Genomic DNA, 21112 nt, shown 5'->3' on the forward strand with positions numbered 1-21112 from the left:
CCGGTTTTAGAACTGCAGGCCGGCGCGCTGGGCGACGGTGTGCATATCCTTGTCCCCCCGGCCCGACAGGTTGGCCAGGATGATCTTGTCCTTCGTCAGTGTCGCCGCCAGCTTGGCCGCATAGGCCAGCGCATGCGAAGACTCCAGCGCAGGAATGATCCCCTCGATATGGCAGCAATCATGGAAAGCCTGCAGCGCCTCATCATCGGTGATCGACACATACTGCGCACGTCCCGAATCCTTCAGGTAGGAGTGCTCAGGGCCCACGCCCGGATAATCCAGGCCCGCCGACACCGAGTGCGTCTCGATAATCTGCCCGCCCTCGTCCTGCAGCAGGTAAGTGCGGTTGCCGTGCAAAACGCCCGGATAGCCGGCCGTCAGCGAAGCAGCGTGCTTGCCGGTGTCCAGCCCCTCGCCTGCCGCCTCCACGCCCACCAGCGCCGTCGCAGCCTGGTCGATATAAGGATAGAAAATACCCATCGCATTCGAACCGCCGCCGATGCAGGCCACCACATAGTCCGGCTGGCGCCCGGTCATCTCGGGCATCTGCTGCAGGCATTCCTCGCCGATCACGGACTGGAAATCGCGCACCATCATCGGATACGGATGCGGACCCGCCACCGTGCCGATGATGTAGAAAGTGTTTTCAATATTGGTGACCCAGTCGCGCATCGCCTCGTTTAGCGCATCTTTCAGGGTCTTGGAGCCGGATTCCACCGGCACCACGGTCGCGCCCAGGAGCTTCATGCGATACACGTTCTGCGCCTGGCGTTTCACGTCCTCGCTGCCCATGTACACCACGCATTCCAGGCCGAAGCGCGCGCAGATGGTGGCAGTGGCAACGCCGTGCTGGCCGGCGCCGGTTTCGGCGATGATGCGCGGCTTGCCCATGCGCTTGGCCAACAAGGCCTGGCCGATCACGTTGTTGATCTTGTGCGCGCCGGTGTGGTTCAGGTCTTCGCGCTTGAAGAAGATTTGCGCGCCGCCCAGTTGCTCGGACCAGCGCTTGGCGTGATACACAGGCGATGGACGGCCGACGAAGTGCTTCAGCTCATAGCGGAACTCTTCAAGGAACAGTTCGTCCTTGCTGTAGCGGTCATAGGCTTCGCGCAGCTCGGCCAGCGCGTAGCTCAGGGTTTCGGCAACGAAGGAGCCGCCGTAAGGGCCGAAATGGCCGGTGGCATCAGGCAGGTGGTAAGACGAGGCGTGGAACAGGTGCGCAGGAGGCGCATCAACCGGGGTTTTCATGGTGCGGATCTTTCTCAATAGTGGCATCTGCTGCCCGCACGCCGCGGATGAAGTCCGCGATCAGGCGAGCATCTTTGATACCCTTGGCGCGCTCGACGCCACTTGAGACGTCAACCGCGTAAGGGCGAACGCTGGCCACTGCGCCAGTCACATTTTGCACGCTCAAGCCACCACTCAAAACGGCCCGATGCGCGAGATCTTTTGGGATTAGGGACCAATCGAAAACCTTTCCTGCGCCGCCATATGCATCCACGAAGGTGTCGAGCAGGAGGCCCGAGAACAAGCCACTGGATGCGCGGCAAAGTCGCTCATATTCTAGCAGCTCAGCGCCGCTTGTGTCGGGTTTGACGCGGAAGACACGCACAAATGCCCTGCCCGCCGCACGCGCCGCTTGCGCGCATTGCTCCGCGGTTTCGTCGCCATGGAATTGCAAAAGTGACACTGGCGCGACTGCCACCGTGTCGGCCACCTGCTGCGCCGTGTGATTGACGAACAGGCCGACCGGCGTCACGAAGGGCGGCAGCAGCGTAATCAACTCGGCCGCGCGGGCCGGCGCCACGTAGCGCGGGCTCTTCTCGTAAAACACAAAACCCACCGCATCGGCGCCTGCAGCGACGGCTGCCTGGACGTCTTCTTCGCGGGTCAGGCCGCAGATCTTGATGCGCGTGCGTGGCATGGATGAATTTCCTCAGAAAGCAGGCAGGATGCTGGGCTCCTCGTACGGCAAGCCCCATTTTGCGTCGTATTCGATCCGGGACAGGTACAGGCCGTCCGGCATGAAGGTCGGCGCCGCCTTGGTGCGGTCCTTCCCTTCCAGCAGTTCTCCCATCCAGTCGGTATTTTCCCGTCCCTGGCCAACGTAGACCAGCGAGCCGACCAGGTTGCGCACCATATGGTGCAGGAAGGCGTTGGCGCGCAGCGTGAACAGGATCATGTCGCCGTGGCGCTCGATCTCGATCATCTGCATTTCCTTGACCGGCGTTTTGGCCTGGCACATGGAGGCGCGGAAGGCCGTGAAGTCGTGGGTGCCGATCAGCGGCTTGACGGCTTCGCGCATGCGCTCCACGTCCAGCTTCCAGTGGGTGAAGCCGGCGCGGCCTGCCAGCAGCGGCGAACGCACCTGGTGGTTGTACAGCAGGTAATGATAAGTACGGGACCGGGCGCTGAAGCGCGAATGGAATTCCTGCTCCGGCGTCGGCGCTTCCGGCAGGTAGCGCGCCCAGCGCACGCCGATCGATTCGGGCAGGAAGGCATTGATGCCGCGCACCCAGGCGTGTTCGGCGCGATCGAGTTCGGTGTCGAAATGCACCACCTGGTTCAAGGCGTGCACGCCGGCGTCGGTGCGGCCGGCGCAGGTTGTGCCCAGCCTGACGCAGGCGAAACGCTCGATGGCTTCCTCCAGCTTGTTCTGCACGGTCTGGCCGTGCGGCTGGATCTGGTAGCCAAGCCAGTCGGCGCCGTTGTACTGAACCCCTAATGCAATGCGTTTCAAAATAAAAAATGCCCGGTCAGATTGATCTGTGACCGGGCATTATACGGCGAATCAGGGATTAGCCGAGCTGGGCGCGCATTGCCGAAGCACGGGAGACCTGGTCGTCGCTGCCGCCGCGGATCACTTCATCCAGCAGCTCGCGGGCGCCTTCCTTGTCGCCGATTTCCTGGTAAGCCACAGCCAGGTCCAGCTTGGTGTCCATTTCCATGTGGAGGGCGGACATTTCTTCCTCGTTCTTCGGTGCCTCGGCCACTTGGGCCGCGCCGCCGAGATCAAGGTCGATGCCGGACAGGTCGAAGTCCGCTGCTGCCGGCGCCGGTGCCGCGGCAGGTGCGGCTTCCATTGGCAGGTCCAGCGCAAAGTCGGCCACCGACAGCGGTGCTTCTTCCACCGGCGCTGCTGCTGGCGCGCTTGCCGCAGGCAGCGAAAAGTCCATGCTGCTCAGGTCTGCCAGCGGATCGGCTGCCGGTGCCGCCGGCTTGGACTCGCTTGGCAGGTCCAGGTTGAAGTCCATGCCGATATCGGCCATCGCATCAGGCACTGGGGCTGCTTCCACCGTTTCCACCTTGGCAGCCGGGGTATCCAGGCCCAGGTCGAAAGACAGGTCCTGTACTTCTTCCGCAGCCGGGACAGGCGCCGGCGCAGCTTCAGCCACGACTGGCGCCGCAGGTGCAGGCTCGTCGAAGCTCAGGCCACCGAGGTCGAAGTCCAGGGTGTTGCTGTCGGCAGCTTTCGGGCTTGGTTTGGATTCTTCAGCCAGGGACGGCAGCGCACCTGCGTCGCGGTCCAGGTCAAAGTCCATCACGCTGGCAGCAGCCGGTGCGGCGTCCTGGCTCAGGTCCAGGTCCAGGCCATCGGCAGCAGCTTTGGCTGGTGCAGCGGGCTCAGCAAACATCGCAGCGAAGTCGTTGAGCTCATTCGACTCGCTGGCTACGAAAGGGGCTGCACCGGCGGCAGCGGCGGCGCCGCCCATGCCGGCAGCGGCCTTGGCTTGCGCTGCACTGACGTACAGTGGATTGTCAGGATCGATGCTGACACCCAGCGCAGCAGCTTGCGCCCACTCATCGCCCACGCCCTTGGTCATCGAGTACAGCTCGCTGGCCTGGGTTTCGAAGGAACGTGCATCCTTGCGGCCGGCATAGATTTCCAGCAGCTTCAGGCGCACTGGGTGGCGTTCCGGATGGACGCGCAGCGCCTCCTTCAGGATTTCCTCTGCCTGGGCATCGCGGCCGTAAGCGATGTACACATCGGCTTCCGCCACCGGATCGACTTCATTGGTATCGAGCTGGCTGGCCGAAGGTGCGAAGTTGGAGTTGAACACGCTGTTGCTGGTGTCCACGCTCTGGCCGCCGGTTTCGGCGAACAGCGAGTGCGCGGTGGTGCCAGGATCGCCCAGCACGCTGGCTGCTTCCGTATTCGGCAGCGCCAGTTCTTCGGCAGCTTTGCGGCGGCGGACCACCATCAGCGCTGCGATGCCCAGCAGCGCAGCAACGCCGGCGCCGATCACCTTAATGTTCTCCATGATCATGTCGACCAGGCCCGGCTCGACCTTCGCAGGAGGAGGCGCAGCTACGGAACGCTTCGGCTTGGCTGGCTTCTCTGGTGCGGCTTCCGCCGGCGCCGAGGCTTCCGGAGCCGGTGCCGTAGCTGCTGGAACTGGAGCCGGGGCTGGAGCGGATGCAGCAGGCGCAGGCGTCGGTTCGGACAGCTTGACAGCCGGGCTGGCAGCCGGTGCCGCGGCCGCCGGCGCAGGGGCTGGAGCGGGTGCCGGCGCGCTGGCCTTCGCTTGCGCGCTGGCGGCTGCCTTGCTCTTCACCTCCATCAGCTTCTCGAGATTGTTGACGTTCTTTTCCAGCTCCTTCACGCGGGCGCTGGCGTCCGCCATCTGGCGGTCCTTGGCGATCTTGTCTTCCACCGCGCCGGTCTTGCCTGGCTTGCTGGAAGTTTCGCCTGCCTTGGACAGTTTCAGCTGGTCTTTCGACTCGGTGACGGCAGTCGGGCGTTCCTTGACCTGGGCGGTGATCTTGCCGGTCTGGCTTTGCTGGGATTCCGCTTCCTTGGACGGAGTCGCCGCAGCCACCTGGCCTGCCAGCTTGGAGCGGTAGGCGTTGAAGTCGGCAGCATGCGCCACCACCACGCCGTGGGCTTCGCCCTGGCTGGTGCCCTTGACGGTGCCGGCATCCGGCACGGACAGGATGGTGCCGGACTTCAGGCGGTTCATGTTGGAGCCGTTGAACGCATCCGGATTGGCGCGGTACAGCGCAACCAGCATCATGTCCAGCGACACGTCGGCCGGTTTCAGGCGGCCGGCGATCTTGCCCAGCGTATCGCCCTTCTTGACTTGATAGCTGTCAGCGGCACCGTCCTGGGCGGCAGCGGCGCGCGGCGCAGCGGCCGGCTCCGGTGCACGCGACGGGGCGGCCGCTGCCGACGGCGCGGCGCTTGGCGCAGCTGCTTGGGCCGGTGCTGCAGCAGCAGGCGCGGCCGCAGGGGCCGCTGCCGGCTTGGCGGCAGGACGCGAACGCTGCGCCGCCACTTGCGCCGAATTGGTCGTGCGCAGGTCGGCCGGGTCCAGCAGGAAGGTGTACTCGCGTACCAGGCGACCGTTAGTCCAGGTCAATTCCAGCAGCATGTCAACGAAAGGCTCGTTGATCGGCTGGGACGAAGTAATGCGGATAAATTGGCGCGAGCCACGGGCTTCGACCTCGAAGCGCAGGCTGAGCAATGCCGAATTGAAGTCGATATTGGCGGCACGGAAGGCATCCACCGAGGCCAGCTTGGCCACCAGTTCGGATGCTTCTTCAGGGGTAACGGCAGTCAATTCGATTTCGGCGCGCAGCGGCTGCCCCAGCGAGGAGAGCACAGTGAGCTTGCCAAGGCCTGCTGCGTTGACGGAAATAGGTGCGAGCACTGCACCGCTGAGCATGGCAGCGGTCAGTGTTTTCAACGCGAACGAAGCGACCTTGGAAGGTTTTTGAACAGGCATAGTGAGCGACGAAAAATGGTTAACGTGGAAACAAAGTTACTTTTCCAGAGGTCTCAACATAACATCATGCTTTGGAGCATGCAAGCATTGTCCCACTATTCTTCCTTTAAAGGAACTATTCTGTTTCGTTCATGCCGAAAATATTCCTTCGCCCAAAGAAAAAGCCGGAATTTCCTTTGAAATCCGGCTTTTAGAAAATACTGTTTAACTTGTTTATTATTCAGTAGTTATTAGCTGATTAATAACAGTTTATTTATCCAATACGATGCGCAGCATGCGGCGCAGCGGCTCGGCCGCGCCCCACAGCAGCTGGTCGCCCACCGTGAAGGCCGACAGGTAGTCGCCGCCCATCGACATCTTGCGCACGCGGCCGACCGGGATCGTCAGGCTGCCGGTGACGGCGGCCGGGGTCAGTTCCTTGACCGACGCCTCGCGGGTGTTCGGCACGAACTTCACCCACTGGTTGTCCTTGGCGATGATGTCGTTGATCTCGTCCAGCGGCACATCCTTGCGCAGCTTGATGGTCAGCGCCTGGCTGTGGCAGCGCATGGCGCCGATGCGCACGCACAGGCCGTCGACCGGGATCGCGGAGGCGGAGAAGCCTTCGCCGCGGCCCAGGATCTTGTTGGTCTCGGCGCCGCCCTTCCACTCTTCCTTCGACTGGCCGTTGCCCAGGTCCTTGTCGATCCACGGGATCAGGTTGCCGCCCAGCGGCACGCCGAACTGCTTGGTTTCTTCCGGCGACAGGCCGTGCTGGGTGGCCAGCACCTGCTTGTCGATTTCCAGGATGGCGGAAGCCGGGTTGTCCAGCAGGTGCTTGACGGAGGCGTTGATGGTGCCGTACTGGGTCAGCAGCTCGCGCATGTGCTGGGCGCCGCCACCCGACGCCGCCTGGTAGGTCATGGAAGTCATCCACTCCACCAGATCCTGCTTGAACAGGCCGCCCAGGCCCATCAGCATGCAGGACACGGTGCAGTTACCGCCGATGAAGTTCTTCACGCCCTTGGCCATCGCGTCCTTGATCACGTTCAGGTTGACCGGATCGAGCACGATCACAGCGTCCTTGTCCATGCGCAGGGTCGACGCGGCGTCGATCCAGTAGCCGTTCCAGCCGGCTGCGCGCAGCTTCGGGAATACCTCGGTGGTGTAGTCGCCGCCCTGGCAGGAGATGATGATCTCGCAGCGTTTCAGTTCGTCGATGTTGGTGGCGTCCTTCAGGGTAGTCTCGTTCTTCGCCATCTTCGGCGCAGCGCCGCCGGTGTTCGAAGTGGAGAAGAATACCGGCTCGATATGGGCAAAGTCGCCCTCTTCCTGCATGCGCTGCATCAGGACCGAACCGACCATGCCGCGCCAACCAACCAGACCTACGAGTTTCATTTTGCTTTCCTTTGGGGTTAATTCGTTTCAATTCTAAACCGGTACCCCGGTGTCTGACCCTGCGGGTCGGACACTGGTTTACCGGTTCTAGAGCGCCGCCACCACCGCATCGCCCATCTGCCCGGTGCCCACCTTGTTGGTGCCCTCTTCGTAGATGTCAGGCGTGCGCAGGCCTTGGGCCAGCACCTTCTTGACTGCGTTTTCGATGCGGTCGGCCTGCTCCGCGCGATTCAGGGAGTAGCGCAGCATCATGGCGGCCGACAGGATCGTGGCCAGCGGGTTGGCGACGCCCTTGCCCGCGATATCGGGAGCCGAGCCGTGCGATGGTTCATACAGGCCCTTGTTGTTGGCGTCCAGCGAAGCCGATGGCAGCATGCCGATCGAGCCGGTCAGCATGGCCGCGGCGTCGGAGAGGATGTCGCCGAACATATTGCCGGTGACGATGACGTCGAATTTCTTCGGCGCTCGCACCAGCTGCATGGCGGCGTTGTCGACGTACATATGGTCCAGCGCCACGTCCGGGTATTCCTTGTGCACGTCGGTGACGATGTCCTTCCAGAACTGGAAGGTCTCCAGCACGTTGGCCTTGTCGACCGAAGTCAGGCGCTTGGCGCGCTTTTGCGCCGCCTGGAACGCCACGTGGGCGATGCGGCGGATCTCGCCTTCCGCATAGCGCATGGTGTCGAAGCCTTCGCGCTGGCCCTTGAACGGGCCGTCCGGGCATTCGCGCACGCCGCGCGGCTGGCCGAAGTAGATGTCGCCGGTCAGTTCGCGCACGATCAGGATGTCCAGGCCCGACACCACTTCCGGCTTGAGCGTCGAAGCGCCGGCCAGTTCAGGGTACAGGATGGCAGGGCGCAGGTTGCCGAACAGGCCGAGGTTCTTGCGCAGGCCCAGGATCGCCTGCTCCGGGCGCAGCTGACGCTCCAGCGTGTCGTACTTCCAGTCGCCGACGGCGCCGAACAGCACGGCGTCGGCCGCCTTGGCCAGCGCCAGGGTGTCTTCCGGCAGCGGGTGGCCCTTGGCTTCGTAGCCGGCGCCGCCCACCGGCGCGGTTTCCATCTCAAACTTTTCGTCGAGCGCGTTCAGGACCTTGACGGCCTGGCTGACGATTTCCGGGCCGATGCCATCGCCCGGCAGGATTGCGATTTTCATTATTCGATCTTCTGTTAGATAACGTTGGCCAGCCAGGGCTGGCTTGCAAGACGGCGCTCCTCGAACGCGCGGATCTCGTCGGCATGGCGCAGGGTCAGGCCGATATCGTCGAGACCATTCATCAGGCAGTATTTGCGGAAGGCGTCGATCTCGAAGGGATAGGAGACGGAGCCGTTGCTGGTGCCGACACGCTGCTGTTCAAGGTCCACTACCAGGCGGTAACCCGGGAAGGCCTTGACTTCGTTGAACAGATGATCGATCTGCGCTTCAGTGAGGACGACCGGCAGCAGGCCGTTCTTGAAGCAGTTGTTGAAGAAGATGTCCGCAAAGCTTGGCGCGAGGATGGCGCGGAAACCGTACTGGTCGAGCGCCCACGGCGCGTGTTCGCGCGAGGAGCCGCAGCCGAAGTTCTTGCGGGTCAAAAGAATCGAGGCGCCCTGGTAGCGCGGCTGGTTCAGCACGAAGTCCGGGTTGAGCGGGCGCTTGCTGTTGTCCATGCCCGGTTCGCCGTGGTCCAGGTAGCGCCACTCGTCAAACAGGTTGGGGCCGAAGCCGGTGCGATGGATCGACTTCAGGAATTGTTTCGGGATGATCGCGTCGGTATCGACGTTGGCGCGGTCAAGGGGTGCAACTAAACCTTCGTAGACGGTAAATTTTTCCATGATTCTCAACGAGGTGGCGACAGCGGGCCGGCATGCTCGGCGCAGCCCGCAGTGCGGCGGTTATTTACTGCCCGCGCCTTCCATTTTCTGGCCGACTTTCTGGACATCCTTGCCGAAGCCTGCAACGGTATTGCAACCGGTCAGGGCGAAGGCGGTGATAGCAATGGCGATGGCGAATAGTTTCTTCATGATGTGTCTCTGGCAGGTTATGGTTAGCGGATGGATCGAACATCCACAAAATGGCCGGCGATACCGGCAGCCGCCGCCATGGCGGGAGACACCAGGTGGGTGCGTCCGCCCTGGCCTTGACGGCCTTCAAAGTTACGATTGGAAGTGGATGCGCAGCGCTCGCCCGGATCGAGGCGGTCGGCGTTCATGGCCAGGCACATTGAGCAACCCGGCTCGCGCCACTCGAAGCCGGCGGCCTTGAAGATCGCGTCCAGCCCCTCGCGTTCGGCCTGCTCTTTCACCAGCCCGGAACCAGGCACCACCAGCGCCAGCTTCACGTTGGAGGCGCGCTGCTTGCCGCGCACGACGGCAGCGGCGGCGCGCAAGTCTTCGATGCGCGAGTTGGTGCAGGAGCCGATGAACACCTTGTCGATGCGGATGTCTTCGATGCGGGTGTTCGGCGTCAGGTTCATGTACACCAGGGCCTTTTCCATGGCGTCGCGCTTGACCGGGTCTTTTTCCTGGTCAGGATCAGGTACGCGGCCGTCGATCGAAGTCACTTGCTCCGGCGAAGTGCCCCAGGTCACCTGCGGCAGGATCTGGGCCGCATCCAGCGTCACCACGAAGTCGAACTTGGCGCCCGGGTCGGAATGCAGGGTGCGCCAATAGGCCACCGCCTGTTCCCATTGCGGACCTGCCGGCGAATATGGACGGCCCTTGACGTAGTTGATGGTGGTCTCGTCGACAGCGACCATGCCGGCGCGCGCGCCCGCCTCGATCGCCATATTGCAGACGGTCATGCGGCCTTCCATCGACAGCGAGCGGATCGCCGAGCCGGCGAATTCGATCGCATAGCCGGTGCCGCCCGCAGTGCCGATCTTGCCGATCACGGCCAGCACGATGTCCTTGGCGGTCACGCCGGCCGGCAGCACGCCGTCGACCTGCACCAGCATGGACTTGGACTTCTTGGCCAGCAGGGTCTGGGTCGCCAGCACGTGCTCCACTTCCGAGGTGCCGATGCCGTGCGCCAGCGCGCCGAACGCGCCGTGGGTCGACGTGTGCGAGTCGCCGCACACCACGGTCATGCCCGGCAGGGTCGCGCCCTGCTCCGGGCCGATCACGTGCACGATGCCCTGGCGCTTGTCGTTCATGTTGAAATAGGTCATGCCGACCGACCTGGTGTTCTTGTCCAGGGTTTCCACCTGCAGGCGCGAGACCGGGTCTTCGATGCCGTGCGAACGGTCCGTGGTCGGAACGTTATGGTCGGCCACGGCCAGGTTGGCCGACAGGCGCCATGGCTGGCGGCCGGCGTCGCGCAAGCCGTCGAATGCCTGCGGGCTGGTCACTTCGTGGACCAGGTGGCGGTCGATGTACAGGAGGGCGGTGCCGTCTTCCTCAGTGCGTACTACGTGGGATTCCCAGAGTTTGTCGTAAAGCGTTTTCATGATGCTGCCGTAATAGGTGATCCGTTTGATTATGCCATATTTTGTGCAATGCAAAACCCGGCTGTTTTCCGCCTTGTGAGCAATCCAACGTAGATTTCGAGCGATGGCGCCAAATAAAAAAAGCCCGCAGCCCCTTTTTGGGAGGCTGCAGGCTTGTGTTTTCTTTATTTTTCGAAGGAGGCTTTAGGCCGCCATTCGTACACTTCCCCTGCAACCGTCCATCAGGAACGATAGGCCAACCACTAGGACCAGGTCGCCCTCCGCGGAACGCGCGGTACCGGTAATGCCGTCCACCGACAGCGCGGTCATCGGTTTGATGACCAGGTCGGCAGTGCCGTCCACGGCCGCTACGGCCAGGATGTATGGCTGCGGCGAGTTGATGACGATGCCCACGCGCTCCGAGCACGGCTCGTAGCCCAGCGCACCGGCCAGCGAACGCACCGGCAGCGGACGGCCCTGGTCCTTGAGGACTGGCGCGCCGCCCACTTCCATGAATACTTCCGGCAGTTCGACCACGCGCTCGACCACCGCCATCGGCAGCGCCAGCAGCGCGCCCGAGGTGGAGACCAGCATGGTCGGCACGATCGACAGCTCGATCGGCAGGCGGATGGCGAACTTGGTGCCCTTGCCCAGTTGCGATTCGATGTGGATGGCGCCGCGGTTCTTTTCCACGGCGGTCTTGACCACGTCCATGCCGACGCCGCGGCCGGACACTGAGGACGCCACTTCCTTGGTCGAAAAGCCCGGCAGGAACACCAGCTGGTAGGACTCGTCGTCCGACAGGTTGGCGCTTGGCGAGATCAGCCCCTTTTCCGCTGCCTTGCGGCGCAGCGCCACCGGGTCCATGCCCTTGCCGTCGTCCTGCAGCACGATCATGACGGAGTTGGCCTCCTGCCACGCCTTCAGGGAGATGTAGGCTTTCGGCGGCTTGCCGATGGCCATGCGGGCGTCAGGCGCTTCCACGCCGTGGTCCAGCGCGTTGCGCAGCATGTGCACCAGCGGGTCGTACAGGCTGTCCACCACTACGCGGTCCACCTCGGTTTCCGCGCCTTCGATGGTCAGCTCGACTTCCTTGCCCAGGTCCTTCGCCAGTTCGCGCACCAGGCGCGGGAATTTCTGGAACAAGCGGCCGACCGGCTGCATGCGGGTCGCCAGCGTGGCGCGCTGCAGTTCGGTGGAATAGCGCGAAGCGCGTTCCAGCGTCTCGGTCAGGGCCGACATCAGGGTCGCAGCCTGGCCTTCGAATTTGAATTGCTGCAGGCGCTCCAGCAACACGGCTGCCTGGTTGGCGGCCTGCACCGACTCGCCGGCCACTTCGAGCAGCGCGTCGAGCTTGACGGCGTCGATACGGATCGATTCTTCCTTGGCCGGCGCGCTGGTCGGCTTGGCTTCGCCGGCCGGACGTTCGCGCACTTCCGGCGCCGCAGCGGGCGTGGCGGCCGGCGCACCGGCTGCGGCGTGGGCCGCAGCCACGCCTTCGGCACGCGCATCGACAGCAGGCCGCACGTAAGTACCGGGTGGCACCACGGCTTCGTACATGCCTTCCCAGTCAAGGCCATCGGCCGACGGCGCGGCAGCTGGCGCAGCGCCCGGTGCGGCGGCGGCAGGGGCAGCCGCGGGAGCGGCGGCAACCGGCGCGGCGGCCGGCTTGGCCTTGCCCGCAGCGGAGCTGGCCTTGCCCTCGATCGCATCTTTCAGGATCGCTTCCAGGTCGGCCGGCATCGGCGCCAGCTGGTCCGGCGCGGTGCCGTTATTCAGGTCGGTCAGCTGGTCGGCCACGAAGCCGGAAGCCTGCAGCGCCGCTTCGATCGACAGCGGCGTGACCGGCGCAGCGCCGGTGCGCAGCGCATCGAACAGGTTCTCGGTCAGGTGGCAGGCCGACACCAGCGCCCCCAGGTTCATGAAGCCCGCGCCGCCCTTGATGGTGTGGAACGAGCGGAAAACTGCGTTCAGCGTTTCCTTGTTGTCGGGGTCACGTTCGAGGCGCAGCAAGTGCTCTTCGACGTTGACGGCCAGGTCCATGGCCTCGACAACGAACTCCTTGAGCATATCGTCCATTAGAACCCCAGGTCGGCAAGCAGGTCATCGACGCTGTCCTGATTCAGGGCTTCCGATGGGACGGATGGACCCGACATCAGCGACACCTCTTTCTGCGCAATCTTCTCGCGCACATCGGCCGGCGCATTGTCCTTCAACAGTTGCGCCAGTTCGGATTCGACCTTCTTGGTGATGGCGACGACCTTCTTGATCAACTGGCCGGTGATGTCCTGGAAGTCCTGGGCCATCATGATTTCCAGCAGGCGGGCTTTCTCCGCCTCCGTTGCTTGCGCTACCTTGCTGGCAAAAGCGCGCGAATCGCCCGCCAGGGCCTTGAAGTCCTCAATGCTCAGCTTGCCTGCGAACAGGTCGGCCCAGCGGTCTTCCATTTCCTTGGCCTGCTTGGACAGTACTTCCTGCGCCGGCATGCCGTCGTCCAGGGTATTCAAGACCTTGTTGGCAGCCTGCTCGGTCAGCGAGGCGACATATTCCAGGCGGTCCTGCGCGTCCACGATCTGGGTCGACGCTTCAGTCAGGGCCTTGTCGTAGCCCAGTTCACGCAGCGAGTCGTGCAGCAGGCGCACAATGCCGCCCAGGCGCTCGAACATGCCCTCGGCGTGCTCGCCGCCTTCCGCGGGCGTCTCGCCCGCCGGGGCCGGGGCCGCTGCCGGCGCTGCGGCAGGGGCTGCCGCTTTGCTGGACGCTGCTACGGAATCAAACAGGCTTTCCAGGTCATCAGAATCGCCCGACTCGGATGCCGCAGCGGCCGGAGCCGGCGCTGGAGCAGGTGCAGGCGCATTGGCCCGTTGCGCGGATACTTCCTCAAATAATGCATCGAAATCATCAGCGGCGTCGGTCATAATTCCTGCTTCTCCATTACGTTTCAAATTGCCAAAACATTGTCAAATTTAACGCTCGGCAATAAATTGGGTTCTCTCGCGAGTGTAACAGGGGCAGCCCCCACAGTTCAATCTCTTGGGTGAAGCCGGATGGCCCTACAAGTGTACTGTTGTATTTGCGGATCGTGTGAAATACACGCTGCAAGCCCCTGAAATAACGGGAATTTGCGGCATCTGCGATGTCCTCGTGACAGTTTCTTGATAATTATCAACTCTTTACAGCAGAACAATACTGGCAAACGGGGCTACAATGAAGGCAGGAACTGGCTCTTTTAAATAGTTAAAGGAGGCTGAGATATGTATCGGAAAATCCTGATTACGACGGACGGCTCGGCCGTTTCCAGCAAGACCGCTTGCGCCGGGGTCGAATTTGCCCAGCAGCTCGGGGCGGAAGTGCTGGCCCTGTTCGTGGCACCGGAATACCAGTACCCGATTTACGTGGAGATCATCCCGCCCAGCTATCCGAGCGAGGAAGAGTACCGTGCGGCAATGCAGCGCGCCGGCAATGAGCATGTTCAGTCTATCCTCGAGTCTTGCGCGAAAAAAGGCGTGCGGGCGGAAGGCATGACAGCTTTTGCCGAAAGTGCTGCACTGAAGATCGTGGACGTGGCCAACCAGTGCGGCTGCGACCTGATCTTCATCGGTTCGCATGGCCGCAGCGGCTGGGGTCACCTGCTGCTGGGTAGCGTGACCAACAAGGTGCTGTCCCATACCAAGATCCCGGTGCTGGTGCACCGCCTGATCAAGGACCCGCGCCCGGCCTGAACGGCCAGGCGTTACGACGCGCTCCAGCCTGCCGGGCTGGGGCGTGAAGACCAGTATTGATAACTATTGAGGAACCATGATTCGAATTGTCATTGCCGACGACCACACCATCATGCGCGAAGGGCTCAAGCGCATTCTTGACGGGGCACCCGACATCGACATCGTAGGCGAAGCCATCGACGGCTTCGAAGTCCTCACCCACATCCGCCAGGGCGGCTTCGACCTGCTGCTGCTCGACCTGTCCATGCCGGGGCGCAGCGGCGTTGACCTGATCCGCCAGATCCGCAGCGAATCCCCCAAGCTCGCCATCCTCATCCTCACCATGCACGAGGAAGAGCAGTACGCGGTGCGCGCCATCCGCGCCGGCGCCCAGGGCTACCTGACCAAGGAAAGCGCCGGCACCCAGCTGGTGGGCGCCATCCGCAAGGTTGCCTCTGGCCGGCCCTATATCTCCACCGAAGTGGCCGAGCAACTGGCGCTGAATATCATGCAGCCAGCCGAAACCCTGCTGCACAAACAGCTTTCCGACCGCGAGTTCGAGGTGTTTTCGCTACTGGTGTCGGGAAAATCCATCACTGAAATCGCCAACGGCCTGCATTTGAGCGTCAAGACCGTGAGCACCCACAAGACCCGCATCATGCAGAAGATGGGCATGGCTTCGCTCTCAGAAATGGTTCAGTACGCAGTGGCGCACAAGCTGCTGACCCCGTTCAAGGCGTGATTGACAAGGTTGATTTTAGGATAATTCCTACATCGCCCCACTACCCTCCTACGGGTATATTCAGCAACGACTGATATTTTTCCCACATTCACGTTGGCATACTGAAACCATTCCGTTTGGGAACCAGGAGATCAGCATGCTCTCAACGCAACCCGTGTCCCATGAGGCCGGCCGTCAGCGGCAAGGCCGTTTGTGGTCCAACCTGAAAGAAGTGTGCGAACTGCTGCACTTGCCGCCGGTATCGCTCAATTCTGAAGAGCTGCTGTTCCAGCATGTGCAGTTCAAGACCGGCCAGCGCGTGCATACGATTGGCCAGCCGTTCGACATGCTGTACGTGGTCAATTCCGGCTTCATGAAAACGGTGCTGATTGACGAGTTCGGCAACGAGCAGGTGCTGGCCTTCCCGATGAAGGGCGACCTGATGGGCGTGGACGGCATCCACAGCAAGACTTACGCCTCGGAGGCGGTGGCGCTGTCGGACTGCGACCTGATCCTGCTGCCGTTCAAGAAGCTGACCACGCTGGGCCGCACCCACGTGGAGTTGGAGAATTTGATGTACGGCGTGATGAGCCGCGAACTGGTGCGCGAGCAAGCCATGATCGGCATGCTGGGCGCCCTGAGCGCGGAGGCGCGGGTGGCGCGCTTCCTGGTCACGCTATCGGAAAAGTTTTCGCAGATGGGTTATTCGAGCAAGCTGTTCAACCTGCGCATGACGCGCCATGAGATCGGCAGCTACCTCGGATTGACGCTGGAAACGGTCAGCCGCACCCTGTCAGCCTTCAACGAGATCGGGCTGATCAGCGTGGACCAGCGCACCATCGGCATCAAGGATGTCGACGCCCTGAAATCGCTGCGTCGCCTGCCGCCATCGCGCACGCGCAGCAAGCTGCCGTCGCGCGCCAAAGCCGCCGCCAGCGAAGCTGCCGTGCCGCTGCTGGCGACTTTGTAAAGAGTACTACTCACCCAGCTTTGGCCCGCTTCGGCGGGCCTCTTTTTTTCTTCAATAATTTATTTGACAAGCTTTGCCGACCTGAGCATAATGCAAATGCGAATCATTCTTATCTGAGGAAAAATAACAATGTCTACTGCCACTATCGACGCCCCCAAACCCAAGGCTGCTGTCGCCCCTGCCGCGCAGCAGCCGACCCAGCCCCTGCGCCGCTACACCACCGCCGGCCTGATGGAAGATCAGCGCGAAATCGAAATTGAACATGCCGGCCGCATCTACCGTCTTCGCATCACGCAGTTGAACAAGCTGATCCTGACTGCCTGAAGCTTACCCTCCCCAATCGCCAGCCAGCCGTCACACGCGGCAGCCAGCCACCCCTGAAACTTTGGAGTGAATCATGGCTATCGACCGCAACGACCCGATCTTCACGCACAGCGCCGCTGCCCGGCAGCCGGAACTGATGCTGTCCGCCGTGCTGCACCTGATGTCCCACTATACGGCCAACGCCGCCGACAATGGCGGCTGCGTCAAGCTGGCATCGGTCATCGAGCGCCACCTGAAAGCGCTGGCGGCGCTGCCGGACCTCTCGCCCGTGCTGCGCGCCACCTGCCAGCAACTGTGCGAACAGTGGGGCGCCGTGGTCGAACATGCCCGTCCTCCGCAGGAACGCGCCAATTTCCTGGCGCGCCTGATGGGCCGCCCCCGCCCTGCCCCGCTGGCGGCCTGAGGGCCATCATGTGCGACAAGCACGACACTCCAGCCGCCAAGGCCGCGGCGGCCGAACCGGCGCGCCGCCGCCGCATCTGGGACCTGCCCCACACCTGCCACTGCCCCCTGGTCGGCGTCGGCCTGCCGCTTGGCGTGCTGCGCAAGATCGTCACCAAGGCAGTCGGCGGCAAGGTGCTGGCCGACGACTATGAAGTCCACGTTGGCGCCGTCAGCGAATGCAGCAACCGCAACCGCCTGTCCGAAGCCGTGCAGAAGGAATTGGAACGCCGCTATGCAGTGGTGATCCAGCGCTTCCGCCACGCCCGCGACACAGCGGCCCTGGAAGCGTTGTGGGAAGCTGCGGTCGCCAGCGGCGACGTGCCGGGCCCGTTCTGGGCCGGCCTGAGCCACCCGCACTGCACGCTCGAACTGCAGGAACGCATGTGCCGCGACCTGCACATGATCCAGCACCAGGCCGGCGCCGCCACGCGCGCCGACATCAGCCGCCTGCAGGCGCTTGAACAATCGAATGCCGCGCTGGAGCGCGAACTGGCACGCCAGCAGCAGCGCAGCGCCACCTGGCAAGCCGAGCGCCACTCCGAACAGGAAGCCCATGCAGCCGCCATGATGCAGCTGCGCGCGCAACTGGTAGGCCGCGACAGCGTGCTCGCCTCGCTGCGCCAGCAACTGGAAGAGCTGCACGCCACCGTTCCCGGCCTCGCCACGCGCGAACGCCTGGCGCGCCAACTGGCCGACACCGAGCAACGCGTGCATGACTTGCGCGCCGAAGCCGCCGCCGCCCGCGCCGAAGCCAGCGCCCTGGAACGCCAGCTCAGCGAAGCACGCGCCGCCTTGGCCGCAGCCGCGGCGCAATCATCGCCCGCCATGCCGGCAGCCGCCACCGCCGCAACGGGCGGGCCGGCTGTCCGTGCGGGCACCACCTCGCAACGCATCACGCTGCACGGACTGCTGGCCGAGCGCGTGCTGTGCGTAGGCGGCCGCGCCGGCAATGTGGCCGGCTACCGCAGCGTGATCGAAGAAGCCGGCGCCGAATTCCTGCACCACGACGGCGGCCTCGAAGACAACGTCGCCCGCCTCGAAACCAGCATGGCCGCCGCCGACCTGGTGATCTGCCAGACCGCCTGCATCAGCCACAGCGCCTACTGGCGCGTGAAAGACTTCTGCAAGCGGCACCAGAAGCGCTGCATCTTCGTCGACAACCCCAGCGTCACTACCCTCCAGCGCGCGCTAGAACCACAATAAAAGTCGGGGTCAGGTCTGGCAATCCGCCATTCCGCTGCGCGGAATGGCGGATTGCCAGACCTGACCCCGACTTTCAAAAAGAAACGCCCCGGCGCTTGCGCGCACGGGGCGTTTTGCTACTTGCTACTGAGGGCGGCGATTAGAAGGTGTAATTGCCGGTCAGGTAGAAGGTGCGGCCCATTGGGTCGGCGTAGCGTGGGTCGAAGCCAACCTGGTGGCCCGAGGAGTTACGCAGGGACAGCGGTGGGTTGCGGTCGGCCAGGTTCTTGATGCCGGCGCGCAGCGCCAGTTGCTTGTTGACAGCCCACTTGCCTTGCCAGTCGAAGGTCAGGTGCGATGGCACGTGGATGCGCACATCTTCGGAGGCGTTGGTACCCAGGTTCCACACAGTGGTCTTGGCATCGGTGTAGCCGTTGCGGTAGTTGGCGATGATCGAGTTGCTGAACGCGCCGGTTTCCAGGGTGTTGGTCCAACGTACAACGTGGCGGAACGACACGGCATTGTTGATGCCGAAGAAGTTCATGCTGTTGGTCCACTGATCGTCAGTGCCTGGCTTGGTGTAGTCAGACTTGATCAGGTAGGTGCCTGCCAGGGTCGACGAGAAGCGACCGAAACCGAAGTTGTGGCGGCCGGTCATGTCCCAGTCGATACCCTGGTTGTGGGTCTTGCCGATGTTGATCGACAGGCGCTGGAAGGCGTAGGACGTCTTGCCGCTTGCCACTTCGGTGAAGGTGGTGAACAGCTGCGGGTAGTCCGCGCCACCGTTGGCAAATGCCAGTTGCTCGGATACCGACGATACGGCGTCGCGAATCTTCACGTCCCACAGGTCGGCGCCGGCGGAGAACCAGTTTGCCGGCTCGACGCGGAAACCAACGGTGAACTGCTTCGACTTCTCAGGCTTCAGATTCACGTTGCCACCCGACATAACCGGGTATTGCTCCAGGGCGCCAGATTTGCACAGGCTGCTGTTGCCTTGCACGTTCGGGCAAGCATACTTGGACGCGGTCACGCCTGCCGGCACCAGCGGCTGGCCGATGTTCAGCATGTCAGGTGCCTTGAAGCCGGTACCGTAGGAAGCGCGCACCACGGTGATGGAGTTTGGCTGCCAACGGGTGCTCAGCTTGTAGGTAACAGCCGATTCCTTCTTGCCCATCTCGGTGCCGGTTACGCCATTGTCGATCGCGGTGTAGGCGTCGTAACGCACGGCGCCGGTCACTTCAAAGGACTTCACCACTGGCACCAGCAACTCGGTGAACAGACCGTAGGTCTTGCGGGTCATGTCGTAAGTCGCAGGGCTGCTCAGGTTGTAGATCAGGCCATTCTTGGCAGCATCGCTCGGGGTTTGCTCGTAGTGGTAGCGACGCAGGTCACCGCCCAGTGCGATCGAGCTGGAGCCGCCGCCCAGGCCCAGGTCGAACAGCTCGCGCGATGCGCGGCCATCGATGCCGGTCATGGTGGTCGATGCATTGCGGATCGCGCCGCGGTAGGTCGAACCATCGATCAGCGCGCGGGTAGCGTCGCTTACCGGGCCCAGCGGTGCGAACGGATCGAGGGAACCGTTGGCCATCATGCTGCGGAACTCTTTGTTCAGCTGGTAGCCGCCAACATAGCGCTCTTCGTACTTGTTGCGCGACCAGGTCAGGCCACTGCTGAAGTTCCAGGCGCCGATGTCGCCTTCCAGGCCGGTCACAAAGTGCTGGGTGTCGGTCACGGTCTGGCTATCGCGGGTGCCCCAGTCGAAGCTGCGGTAGGTCGCGTTCACTGGCGAGACGCCCGGCTTGGTCACCGCCAGGTTGGCTTGCTGGGCCGGGGTCAGGAAAGGCTGTACGTAGTTGGTATAGAACGCCGAACTGACTGGCACCGAAATCGGCATGGCGTTAGGCGCGATACGTGCGGTCAGGTCGAAGCGGCCAATGACGGTTTCAGCGAACAGGTTGACGTTGTCGGTCAGCTTGAAGGTGGCGTTACCGAAGAAGGTGTCGCGCTTGCTTTGCGGGACGATTTCAACGGTCGAACCGGAGTCGAAGCCGCAAGTCTGCTGGTTGGTCGGCACCACCACGTTCATTGGTGCGCACTTGCCGTTCTTCAGCAGGTATGGGTTGAAGGTGGTACTGGTCTTGTCGTTGAAGTCGACGGTGACGTTGCCCGGCACAGCGGAGCTGCTGGTGCGGTCCATGACGTAGCTGTTGCCGTTGTAGTTGAACGGAACGAACGAGGTCTTGGCGAATTCACGCTCGGTTGCGCGCAGCTGGGTGCGCTCGTCGTGGCGGTAGGTACCCATCAGGGCCAGGCGGCCACCCAGCAGGTCGTTGCTGCCGAAAGTGATCGCGGCATCAGTCTGGCGACCGGAGCTGCTTTCGAACGGCTGGGAGAAGTTGGCTTCCAGGTTCACGCCATTGAAGTTCTTCTTCATGATGAAGTTGATCACGCCGGCGATCGCGTCGGAACCGTACAGTGCGGAGGCGCCGTCGGTCAGGATCTCAACGCGCTCGATCGCGCTCATCGGGATGGCGTTCAGGTTGACGGTCGAGCCATCATTTTGCGGAGCAATGCGGCGACCGTTCAGCAGCACCAGGGTGTAGCTCTCGCCGATATCGTGGATGGACGCGGAGACGCGGCCACCGGAGTTGGAGCCGGCAGCAGTTGCTTCAATGGAGAAGCCCTGCATCGCTGGCAGGGCCTGGATCAGTTCGGCGACGGTGTTGGCGCCGGTCTTCTTGATCGTTTCGGCGGACAGGCGCTGCACTGGCAGTGCGCCTTCGACGGCGATACGCTTGATCGCGGAACCGGTGATTTCAACGCGCTGCATTGGCGCTTCTTGCGCGGCGGCGTGGCCGGCAGCAATCAGGGCCAGGGCGGACATTGCCAGGCGCACGGAACGCACACCGACTTTTTCTTGGAAAGCCATTCTCTACTCCTTCGGGTTTCTAAAAACGTTCGAATGAGCAAAGTTTCTTTTTTGCATTTTGCTCACCGACCGCGGATTATGGGGGGAGCAAACAAGCAATTTCATGCCGGAGTATTACATTTCTAAAAGTTAAAGGGAAAATTCGCAAGATAGCGAAAGAATCGGAATTAAATTTGCCAAAAAACTGTGCAAATGTAGTTTTAACGCAACAACACTAGAATCTTATTCAATTCAAATGGATTTCTATCAACCAGAACTTGCAACATCCGAGAAAGGTGTGCTTGTAATGAATTGTACTGATACTTAATTGAAATGTATTTATACTTGAC

Annotated in this window: 18 protein-coding genes; 6 read left to right on the forward strand and 12 right to left on the reverse strand. The window is 62.5% G+C overall.

Features of this window, described 5'->3' with window-relative positions:
- Positions 1-6: 6 nt before the first annotated feature.
- The 11 genes from trpB to ACN9MY_RS24025 form a co-directional block, all read right to left on the reverse strand.
- The gene (trpB, locus tag ACN9MY_RS23975; RefSeq protein WP_426163401.1) at positions 7-1248 is read right to left on the reverse strand and encodes a tryptophan synthase subunit beta; all 1242 of its coding nucleotides are present in this window, start codon (positions 1246-1248) and stop codon (positions 7-9) included.
- Positions 1232-1924, reverse strand: coding sequence for a phosphoribosylanthranilate isomerase (locus ACN9MY_RS23980; RefSeq protein WP_426318824.1), 693 nt, complete (start codon positions 1922-1924; stop codon positions 1232-1234). The genes trpB and ACN9MY_RS23980 overlap by 17 nt, the downstream gene beginning before the upstream one ends.
- Positions 1925-1936: 12 nt before the next feature.
- Entirely contained in the window at positions 1937-2740 is an 804-nt protein-coding gene (gene truA / locus ACN9MY_RS23985; RefSeq protein WP_426163405.1) for a tRNA pseudouridine(38-40) synthase TruA, read from the reverse strand.
- Positions 2741-2798: 58 nt separating this feature from the next.
- Entirely contained in the window at positions 2799-5726 is a 2928-nt protein-coding gene (locus tag ACN9MY_RS23990; protein ID WP_426336233.1) for a FimV/HubP family polar landmark protein, read from the reverse strand.
- 249 nt (positions 5727-5975) lie between these two features.
- Positions 5976-7103, reverse strand: coding sequence for an aspartate-semialdehyde dehydrogenase (gene asd / locus ACN9MY_RS23995; protein WP_426163411.1), 1128 nt, complete (start codon positions 7101-7103; stop codon positions 5976-5978).
- Between the two features lie 87 nt (positions 7104-7190).
- A complete protein-coding gene (gene leuB, locus ACN9MY_RS24000; protein ID WP_426336234.1) occupies positions 7191-8258 on the reverse strand; it encodes a 3-isopropylmalate dehydrogenase in 1068 nt (355 codons plus the stop codon).
- Between the two features lie 14 nt (positions 8259-8272).
- Positions 8273-8920 carry a 3-isopropylmalate dehydratase small subunit gene (leuD, locus tag ACN9MY_RS24005; RefSeq protein ID WP_426163415.1) on the reverse strand — a complete coding sequence of 216 codons (648 nt, stop codon included), beginning with the start codon at positions 8918-8920 and terminating at the stop codon, positions 8273-8275.
- A 60-nt stretch (positions 8921-8980) separates the two neighbouring features.
- Positions 8981-9109: an entericidin A/B family lipoprotein gene (locus tag ACN9MY_RS24010; protein WP_057259662.1), complete on the reverse strand. Its 129-nt coding sequence runs from the start codon at positions 9107-9109 to the stop codon at positions 8981-8983.
- Positions 9110-9132: 23 nt separating this feature from the next.
- The gene (gene leuC, locus ACN9MY_RS24015) at positions 9133-10536 is read right to left on the reverse strand and encodes a 3-isopropylmalate dehydratase large subunit (protein ID WP_426337661.1); all 1404 of its coding nucleotides are present in this window, start codon (positions 10534-10536) and stop codon (positions 9133-9135) included.
- 180 nt (positions 10537-10716) lie between these two features.
- Positions 10717-12591, reverse strand: coding sequence for a chemotaxis protein CheA (locus ACN9MY_RS24020; protein ID WP_426163418.1), 1875 nt, complete (start codon positions 12589-12591; stop codon positions 10717-10719).
- A complete protein-coding gene (locus tag ACN9MY_RS24025; RefSeq protein ID WP_426163420.1) occupies positions 12591-13430 on the reverse strand; it encodes a protein phosphatase CheZ in 840 nt (279 codons plus the stop codon). Before ACN9MY_RS24025 ends, ACN9MY_RS24020 begins: the two co-directional genes overlap by 1 nt.
- A gap of 336 nt (positions 13431-13766) precedes the next feature.
- Here ACN9MY_RS24025 and ACN9MY_RS24030 point away from each other — a divergent pair, with 336 nt between their 5' ends.
- From ACN9MY_RS24030 to ACN9MY_RS24055, 6 genes are all read left to right on the forward strand, one after another.
- Positions 13767-14234, forward strand: coding sequence for a universal stress protein (locus ACN9MY_RS24030; protein ID WP_426163423.1), 468 nt, complete (start codon positions 13767-13769; stop codon positions 14232-14234).
- A gap of 76 nt (positions 14235-14310) precedes the next feature.
- Positions 14311-14955 carry a response regulator transcription factor gene (locus ACN9MY_RS24035; RefSeq protein WP_130310986.1) on the forward strand — a complete coding sequence of 215 codons (645 nt, stop codon included), beginning with the start codon at positions 14311-14313 and terminating at the stop codon, positions 14953-14955.
- A gap of 136 nt (positions 14956-15091) precedes the next feature.
- A complete protein-coding gene (locus ACN9MY_RS24040; RefSeq protein ID WP_426163427.1) occupies positions 15092-15904 on the forward strand; it encodes a Crp/Fnr family transcriptional regulator in 813 nt (270 codons plus the stop codon).
- 129 nt (positions 15905-16033) lie between these two features.
- The gene (gene hemP, locus ACN9MY_RS24045; RefSeq protein WP_426163429.1) at positions 16034-16228 is read left to right on the forward strand and encodes a hemin uptake protein HemP; all 195 of its coding nucleotides are present in this window, start codon (positions 16034-16036) and stop codon (positions 16226-16228) included.
- Between the two features lie 73 nt (positions 16229-16301).
- A complete protein-coding gene (locus ACN9MY_RS24050) occupies positions 16302-16631 on the forward strand; it encodes a hypothetical protein (RefSeq protein ID WP_426336235.1) in 330 nt (109 codons plus the stop codon).
- Between the two features lie 8 nt (positions 16632-16639).
- On the forward strand, positions 16640-17875 hold the full coding sequence (locus tag ACN9MY_RS24055; protein ID WP_426336236.1) for a DUF2325 domain-containing protein: 1236 nt from the start codon (positions 16640-16642) through the stop codon (positions 17873-17875).
- A 139-nt stretch (positions 17876-18014) separates the two neighbouring features.
- Here ACN9MY_RS24055 and ACN9MY_RS24060 read toward each other — a convergent pair whose 3' ends face one another.
- Positions 18015-20783, reverse strand: coding sequence for a TonB-dependent receptor (locus tag ACN9MY_RS24060; RefSeq protein WP_426163438.1), 2769 nt, complete (start codon positions 20781-20783; stop codon positions 18015-18017).
- Positions 20784-21112 lie beyond the last annotated feature (329 nt).

Source organism: Pseudoduganella sp. R-31, from assembly GCF_049913235.1.
Lineage (GTDB): Bacteria > Pseudomonadota > Gammaproteobacteria > Burkholderiales > Burkholderiaceae_D > Rugamonas.

Excerpts from the sequence above, each read along its gene's own strand:
- ACN9MY_RS24035 (WP_130310986.1), top strand. The coding sequence starts at position 14,311 with ATGATTCGAATTGTCATTGCCGACGACCACACCATCATGCGCGAAGGG.
- hemP (WP_426163429.1), top strand. The coding sequence starts at position 16,034 with ATGTCTACTGCCACTATCGACGCCCCCAAACCCAAGGCTGCTGTCGCC.
- asd (WP_426163411.1), bottom strand. The coding sequence starts at position 7,103 with ATGAAACTCGTAGGTCTGGTTGGTTGGCGCGGCATGGTCGGTTCGGTC.
- ACN9MY_RS24010 (WP_057259662.1), bottom strand. The coding sequence starts at position 9,109 with ATGAAGAAACTATTCGCCATCGCCATTGCTATCACCGCCTTCGCCCTG.
- ACN9MY_RS24040 (WP_426163427.1), top strand. The coding sequence starts at position 15,092 with ATGCTCTCAACGCAACCCGTGTCCCATGAGGCCGGCCGTCAGCGGCAA.
- trpB (WP_426163401.1), bottom strand. The coding sequence starts at position 1,248 with ATGAAAACCCCGGTTGATGCGCCTCCTGCGCACCTGTTCCACGCCTCG.
- ACN9MY_RS24030 (WP_426163423.1), top strand. The coding sequence starts at position 13,767 with ATGTATCGGAAAATCCTGATTACGACGGACGGCTCGGCCGTTTCCAGC.
- ACN9MY_RS24055 (WP_426336236.1), top strand. The coding sequence starts at position 16,640 with ATGTGCGACAAGCACGACACTCCAGCCGCCAAGGCCGCGGCGGCCGAA.
- ACN9MY_RS24025 (WP_426163420.1), bottom strand. The coding sequence starts at position 13,430 with ATGACCGACGCCGCTGATGATTTCGATGCATTATTTGAGGAAGTATCC.
- ACN9MY_RS24020 (WP_426163418.1), bottom strand. The coding sequence starts at position 12,591 with ATGGACGATATGCTCAAGGAGTTCGTTGTCGAGGCCATGGACCTGGCC.
- ACN9MY_RS24060 (WP_426163438.1), bottom strand. The coding sequence starts at position 20,783 with ATGGCTTTCCAAGAAAAAGTCGGTGTGCGTTCCGTGCGCCTGGCAATG.
- leuD (WP_426163415.1), bottom strand. The coding sequence starts at position 8,920 with ATGGAAAAATTTACCGTCTACGAAGGTTTAGTTGCACCCCTTGACCGC.
- ACN9MY_RS23990 (WP_426336233.1), bottom strand. The coding sequence starts at position 5,726 with ATGCCTGTTCAAAAACCTTCCAAGGTCGCTTCGTTCGCGTTGAAAACA.
- leuB (WP_426336234.1), bottom strand. The coding sequence starts at position 8,258 with ATGAAAATCGCAATCCTGCCGGGCGATGGCATCGGCCCGGAAATCGTC.
- ACN9MY_RS24050 (WP_426336235.1), top strand. The coding sequence starts at position 16,302 with ATGGCTATCGACCGCAACGACCCGATCTTCACGCACAGCGCCGCTGCC.
- ACN9MY_RS23980 (WP_426318824.1), bottom strand. The coding sequence starts at position 1,924 with ATGCCACGCACGCGCATCAAGATCTGCGGCCTGACCCGCGAAGAAGAC.